Annotated in this window: 7 protein-coding genes; 3 read left to right on the top strand and 4 right to left on the bottom strand. The window is 68.9% G+C overall.

The genetic code is table 11. The features are described from left to right. From KUTG_RS05280 to KUTG_RS05265, 4 genes are all read right to left on the bottom strand, one after another. Positions 1 to 464, bottom strand: a 464-nt coding sequence (locus KUTG_RS05280) for a DUF6328 family protein (protein WP_063753485.1), incomplete at its 3' end; no start/stop codon positions are given. After that, entirely contained in the window at positions 461 to 2119 is a 1659-nt protein-coding gene (ctaD, locus tag KUTG_RS05275; protein ID WP_084578919.1) for an aa3-type cytochrome oxidase subunit I, read from the bottom strand. The genes KUTG_RS05280 and ctaD, both read right to left, overlap by 4 nt. Further along, positions 2116 to 3909, bottom strand: coding sequence for a thiamine pyrophosphate-requiring protein (locus KUTG_RS05270; protein ID WP_043715314.1), 1794 nt, complete (start codon positions 3907 to 3909; stop codon positions 2116 to 2118). The genes ctaD and KUTG_RS05270 overlap by 4 nt, the downstream gene beginning before the upstream one ends. Before the next feature lie 69 nt (positions 3910 to 3978). After that, a complete protein-coding gene (locus KUTG_RS05265; protein ID WP_052394009.1) occupies positions 3979 to 4461 on the bottom strand; it encodes a hypothetical protein in 483 nt (160 codons plus the stop codon). Positions 4462 to 4521: 60 nt separating this feature from the next. Here KUTG_RS05265 and KUTG_RS05260 point away from each other — a divergent pair, with 60 nt between their 5' ends. From KUTG_RS05260 to KUTG_RS60780, 3 genes are all read left to right on the top strand, one after another. After that, positions 4522 to 5247 carry a hypothetical protein gene (locus tag KUTG_RS05260; RefSeq protein ID WP_052394007.1) on the top strand — a complete coding sequence of 242 codons (726 nt, stop codon included), beginning with the start codon at positions 4522 to 4524 and terminating at the stop codon, positions 5245 to 5247. Positions 5248 to 5317: 70 nt separating this feature from the next. Next, the gene (locus KUTG_RS05255) at positions 5318 to 6199 is read left to right on the top strand and encodes a YihY/virulence factor BrkB family protein (protein WP_232240674.1); all 882 of its coding nucleotides are present in this window, start codon (positions 5318 to 5320) and stop codon (positions 6197 to 6199) included. A gap of 57 nt (positions 6200 to 6256) precedes the next feature. Next, positions 6257 to 6614: hypothetical protein (locus tag KUTG_RS60780; RefSeq protein WP_198047025.1), on the top strand; the 358-nt coding region annotated here is incomplete at its 3' end.

Genomic DNA, 6614 nt, shown 5'->3' with positions numbered 1-6614 from the left:
CCCTGACGGTCGGCGCGGTCGAACGACGTCGGCCAGACGAACCACAGCAGCCCGAACAACAACCCGATGACCCCGCCCAGCACACCCCCGACGACGCCGCCGAACACGACGTAGCCGATCAGCAGCACCGTGCCGGCCATGGCCGCGGCCAGCAGGATCAGCCCGATGATGACGAACCGGCTGGCCCGGTCCACGATCGCCTCGCGCGCGCCGCGTCGGAACAGCACCCGGTGCCAGGCCGCCGGGGCGATCAGGAAGCCGGCCGACGCCGCCGTCAGCAGCACCACGACCAGGTGGGTGACGTGCACGAAGTCGCCGGCCTTGCGGTAGCTGTCGGTGAAGACCACCGACAGCAGGAACCCGAACAGGACCTGCACGCCGTTCTGGGCGACGCGCAGCTCCTGCAGCAGCTCACCGACGTTGCGGGTCAGCCGCTGGTGCTCGTCCCGCTCGGGACCGCTCATGTCGTCGAATCCTTGACGTGCGGGTAGTGCAGGTCGAACGCGGGCCGCTCGGAGCGGATCCGGGGCAGCGAGTGGAAGTTGTGCCGGGGCGGCGGGCAGGATGTGGCCCACTCCAGGGAGTTGCCGAAACCCCACGGGTCGTCCACGTGCACGATCTCGCCGTAGCGATAGCTGCGGACCACGTTCCACAGGAACGGAAGCATGGACAGGCCGAGGATGTACGCGCCCACGGTGGAGATCGAGTTCAACACGGTGAAGCCGTCGCTGCCGAGGTAGTCGGCGTAGCGGCGGGGCATGCCCTCGGCGCCGAGCCAGTGCTGCACCAGGAAGGTCGTGTGGAAGCCGATGAACGTGGTCCAGAAGTGCAGCCGGCCCAGCCGCTCGTCCAGCATCCGGCCGGTGATCTTGGGGAACCAGAAGTACACGCCGGCGAAGGTGGAGAACACGATGGTGCCGAACAGCACGTAGTGCAGGTGCGCGATCACGAAATAGCTGTCGGTGACCTGGAAGTCCAGCGGCGGGGAGGCCAGCAGGACCCCGGACAGGCCGCCGAACAGGAACGTCAGCAGGAAGCCGACGGCGAACAGCATCGGCGTCTCGAAGGTCAGTCGCCCCTTCCACATCGTGCCGATCCAGTTGAAGAACTTGATGCCGGTCGGCACCGCGATGAGGAAACTGGTCAGGGAGAAGAACGGCAGCAGCACGGCGCCGGTGGCGAACATGTGGTGGGCCCACACCACGATCGACAGGCCGGCGATGGTGATGGTGGCGTAGATCAGCCCTTTGTAGCCGAAGCACGGTTTTCGGCTGAACACCGGGAAGATCTCCGTGACGATGCCGAAGTAGGGCAGCGCCACGATGTAGACCTCGGGATGGCCGAAGAACCAGAACAGGTGCTGCCACAGGATCGCCCCGCCGTTGTGCGGGTCGAACACGTGCGCGCCCAGGGTTCTGTCGGCCAGCAGCCCGAACAGCGCGGCGGTCAGGATCGGGAACGCGGCCAGCACCAGGAACGAGGTGAACAGGATGTTCCAGGTGAAGATGGGCATCCGGAACATGACCATGCCCGGCGCCCGTAGGCAGACGATCGTGGTGATCATGTTGACGGCGCCGAGAATGGTGCTCAGGCCGGACACGATCAGGCCCGCGGCCCAGAGATTGCCGCCGACGCCGGGGGAGTGGGCCAGGTCGTTGAGCGGGGCGTAGGCGAACCAGCCGAAGTCGGCGGCGCCGCCGGGCGTGACGAAGCCGGAGATGACGATCAGCCCGCCGAACAGGTAGAGCCAGTACGACAGGGCGTTGAGGCGGGGGAAGGCCACGTCCGGGGCGCCGATCTGCAGCGGCAGCACCAGGTTGGCGAAGGCGAAGACGTTCGGGGTGGCGTAGAGCAGCAGCATGATCGTGCCGTGCATGGTGAACAGCTGGTTGTACTGCTCCTGGGACAGGAACTGCAGCCCCGGTTGCGCCAGCTCCGTGCGCATCAGCAGCGCGAGCGCGCCGCCGAGCAGGAAGAACCCGAACGTGGTGACGAGGTACATCACCCCGATCCGCTTGTGATCGGTGGTGAACAGCGTCTCTTCGAGCGCGCTGCCCTTGGGCTGCCGCCGAGCGTGGATCGGCGGCAGCCCAAGGGCCGGTGGTCGGGTCCTTGTCACTTGCGCCGGCCGGGCACGAACTCCTGCAGCTTGGTCTTGATGCCCTGGGTGACCAGGCTGAACGCGTCGGGATCACCCTTGAGCACGGACTCGGCCGCCGCCTTGACCTGCTCGAAGGTGGCGTGCGGCGGGATCGGCGGCACGTTCGGGTCGCAGTGCACGTCCAGCACCACGGGCCGGTCGGCCGACAGCGCCTCGTCCCAGGCCGGGCCGAGACGGTCCGGGTCGGTGACCGAGATGCCGCCGAGGCCGAAGGAACGGGCGATGCCGGCGTAGTCGATGTCCGGCAGCACCTGGGACTCCTCGAACTTGGGCGCGCCGCCCATGGCCCGCAGCTCCCACGTCACCTGGTTCAGGTCATTGTTGTGCAGCACGCAGATCACGCAGCGGGGATCGGTCCAGCGGTCGTAGTAGCGGCCGATGGTGATCAGCTCGGCCAGGCCGTTCATCTGCATCGCGCCGTCCCCGACGAGCGCGATCACCGGCCGGTCCGGATGCGCGAACTTGGCCCCGATGGCATACGGCACGCCAGGTCCCATGGTCGCGAGCGTCCCGGACAGCGAACCTCGCATGTCGCCGCGCAGCCGCAGCGTGCGGGCGTACCAGTTGGCGGCGGAGCCGGAGTCCGAGGTGACGATCGCGTTGTCCGGGATGCGGGAGGACAGCTCCCACGTGATGCGCATCGGGTTGATCGGGTCGGCGGAGACCATCGACTCCCGCTCCATCGTCTCCCACCAGCGGGAGACGTTGCGCTCCACGGTTTCCCGCCACTTGCGGTCTTCCTTGCGCTCGACCTTGGGCAGCAGTGCGGCCAGGGTCGCCCGCGCGTCGCCGACCAGGTTGACCTCGGTCGGGTAGCGCATTCCGATGAACTTGCCGTCGATGTCGATCTGGACGCCGCGGGCCTTGCCGTACTCCGGAAGGAACTGCGAGTACGGGAAGTTGGAGCCGATGATCAGCAGCGTGTCGCAGTCGGTCATCATCTCGTAGCTGGGACGCGTGCCCAGCAATCCGATCGAACCGGTCACATAGGACAGATCGTCGGGCAGCACGTCCTTGCCCAGCAACGCCTTGGCCACACCCGCGCCGGTCAGTTCCGCCAGTTGGCGGACCTCGTCGGCCGCGCCGCGAGCGCCCTGCCCGACCAGGATCGCCACCTTCGAACCGGCGTTGATCACCTCGCCGGCGCGTTCCAGCTCGGTGGGATCGGGCACCATCATGGTGTGCGGGTGGTTCGGGGGGCTGGACGGCGACTGCTTGAACACGTGCTCGGGCGGTGAGTACGGCATTTCCTGCAGGTCGCTGGGAATGATCAGGGCCGTCGGCGCCCGCTCGGCCTCGGCCACCCGGATCGCCCGGTCCAGGGCGTTGGGCAGCTGCTCGGGCACGTTCACCTCGACCAGGTATGCGCTGGCCACGTCCTTGAACAGGGCCTGGAGGTCGACCTCCTGCTGGTAGCTGGCGCCCATGGCGCTGCGCGCCGTCTGGCCGACGATCGCCACCACCGGGACGTGGTCGAGCTTGGCGTCGTAGAGGCCGTTGAGCAGGTGGATCGCGCCCGGGCCGGAGGTGGCCATGCAGACGCCGACCTTGCCGCTGAACTTGGCGTAGCCGACGGCCTGGAAGGCGGCCATCTCCTCGTGGCGGGCCTGGATGAAGCGGGGCGCGTCGTCGGCCTTGCCGAAGGCGGCGACGATGCCGTTGATGCCGTCCCCCGGATAGGCGAAGACCTGGTCCACCTGCCAGTCGCGCAGCCGTCCCAGCAGGTAGTCGCCGACGGTCTCGGCCATGATTCCTCCTCGCGTGCGCTTGCCGATGCTCGTCTGACGGGTACCCGGCGCGCGAGGTTCGAATCCGGCTCAGCCGGGGTTGACGAAGACGGTCGCCGTGGCGTCGACGCGCAGCCGTTCCAGGGTTTCCTGCTGGGACCGCGCCCGGGCCAGCAGCTCGTCGAGATGTGTCCGATCGAGACGGTCGTCGTGCTCGGCCAGGCGGCGCAGCGTCTGCCAGCCGGCGGCCTTGCCGTCCACACCCAGTCTCATCGCCTCCAGCTCGATCACGTAGCTCAGCGGCGACCGGCTGAACAGGCGCCCGTTGAGCTTGAGACGGCCCAGCTTCTCGCCGAGCCAGCCGCCGGCGACCTTGATGTGGTCCTGCTGCACGCCCAGCGCCCCCATGATGCGCAGCAGGCTGTCCCGATCGGCCTCGATGTCGCAGGCGAGGCCGGTCAGGTCGGTGTCCTCGTGCTCGTCGGCGATGCGGCGGGCCAGTTCGACGCCGCCGGTCGCGCCGGCGAGATGGTCGTTGAGGTAGATGGCGAGCTCGTGCCGGAAGGTGTCCATGACCCCGGGTATTCCCGTCCTGACCTGCGCGCAACCACGGTGCGGGCTAGCCTGGGCGGCATGGACCTCGGGGCGGCGGTCGACCGGCTCTACGGGCTGCCGCGGGAGGGGTTCACCGCCGAGCGCGACAAGATCGCCAAGGCCGAGCCGAAGATCCGCGATCAGGTCCGCAAGCTGCGCAAGCCGACCGTCGCCGCGTGGCAGGCCAATCAGTTGGCGCGCAAGCATCCCCGCGAGGTCGCCGCGCTGGTGGACCTCGGCCACCGGCTGCGGGCGGCCCAGGAGACGTTGAACGGCCCCGAGTTGCGGGAGCTGTCGCGGCGGCGCGTCGAGGTTCTGGACAAACTGGTCGGGTTCGTCGAGGACGCCAGTCCGGGGCTGCGGGACCTGTTGGAGCGCTCGTACACGGACCCGGCGTCGTCCGATGACCTGGTGGCCGGGCGAATGGTGACGGCGCCCGAGGGCGGTGGCTGGGGTTTCGACCCGGCCACGCCTTTTTCGCCTCCACCGCGGGATACGGCGCGGGACACGAAGCGTGACGAGGAACGACGCCGGGCCCTGGAGGAGGCATTCCGGGCGGCTGAGGCAGCTGACGCCGAGGCCCAGCGGGCGTTGGAGGCCGCGGAGGACAGGCTGCGGTCGGCGGCGGACGAAGTGGAGCGGTTGCAGGCCTCGCTGACCGACGCCAGGGCCGCCCGCGAGGACGCCGACGGGGCGGTGCGGGAGGCCCGGCGTGAGGCGCAGCGGCGGGCCAAGGATCTGCGCGAGGCCGAGCGCCGGCGGTAGTTTCACCGGCCGTGACCGCGGGAATTCGGGGCCCATGGCGACAGCACACGCCCCCGGGACCCCGATCGACATGCCCGCCAACTCATGGTGGGGCGCGCTGAAACGCACCGTGGCGGCGATCCCGGAGAACCACCTCATGGACTGGGCCGCCTCGCTGACCTACTACGCCGTGCTGTCGGTGTTCCCCGGCTTGATCGTGGTGACCGGGGCCGTCGGCCTGCTCGGGCCGGACGCGACCAAGATGCTGATCGACAGCATCAACTCCGTGCCGCTCGGCCAAGGCCGTGATCTTCTCGTCGGCGCCATCCAGAACGCCCACACCGGGGCCGGTCTGCTGGCCGTGATCGGTCTGCTCGGCGCGCTGTGGGCGGCCAGCGGCTACATCGGCGGCTTCATGCGGGCCAACAACGCCGTGTACGGGGTGGCGGAGGGCCGTCCACTGTGGAAGACCGTGCCGTTGCAGCTCGGGCTGACCGTGGGCCTGATGCTGATGCTGGCCGTGACGGCGTTGGGGCTGGCGGTGTCCGGGCCGGTCGCCGACCAGGTGGGGCAGTGGCTCGGCATCGGGTCCACGGGGTTGCTGATCTGGGGTATCGCCAAGTGGCCGGTGATCGTCATCCTGGTCAGCCTGGCCATCTGCCTGCTGTACTGGGCCGCCCCGAACGTGCGCCAGCCCAAGCCGCGCTTTCTCTGGTTGACCGCCGGCAGCGTGCTGGCCGTGGTGCTGTGGCTCATCGCCTCGGTGGGTTTCGCCGTCTACGTGGCCAACTTCTCCTCGTACAACAAGACCTACGGCTCCCTGGCCGGTGTGATCGTGTTCCTGGTGTGGCTGTGGATCAGCAATCTGGCCGTGCTGCTCGGGGCCGCCTTCGACGCCGAGCTGGTGCGGGGCCGGCAGATTGTGGCCGGGGAGAAGGACCCGACCTTCGACCCCCGCGAGGCCGCCGAGTGAGGTTGCGGTCCGGTCGATCGGGGTATTCCGGGGTCAACTGGAAGAGAGGTGGTTCTCGTGGACACCGGAACGGTGTACTACCTGGTCGCCGGCGTCATCGCCATCGTGGTCGTCGGCCGGCTGCTGGCGTTCAGCGGCAAGCGCTACCTGGCCGGCGCCACCGTCGCCCCGCAGGAGCGGGAGTCGGCCGGCTCGGTGGCCATGCTCGTGTCGATGCTGTTCCACCTGGTGACCCTGGGTCTGCTGGCCCTGCTCGCCGCGATTCCGTTCGGCGGTGACCAGAACCAGGTGTTCCTGGTCCGTATCGGCCTGCTGCTCATCATGGTGGCCGTCGCCTACGCGATCGCCCTGCGCATGTTGACGCGGCGTAAGCAGGAGGAGGTCGTCTCCGGCTACGACGCCCAGGTGCGGGAGA

The sequence above is a fragment of the Kutzneria sp. 744 genome (assembly GCF_000568255.1).
GTDB lineage: Bacteria > Actinomycetota > Actinomycetes > Mycobacteriales > Pseudonocardiaceae > Kutzneria.
Note: the sequence above shows the minus strand (reverse complement) of the source record. Positions and strands in the feature narration are given on the sequence as shown.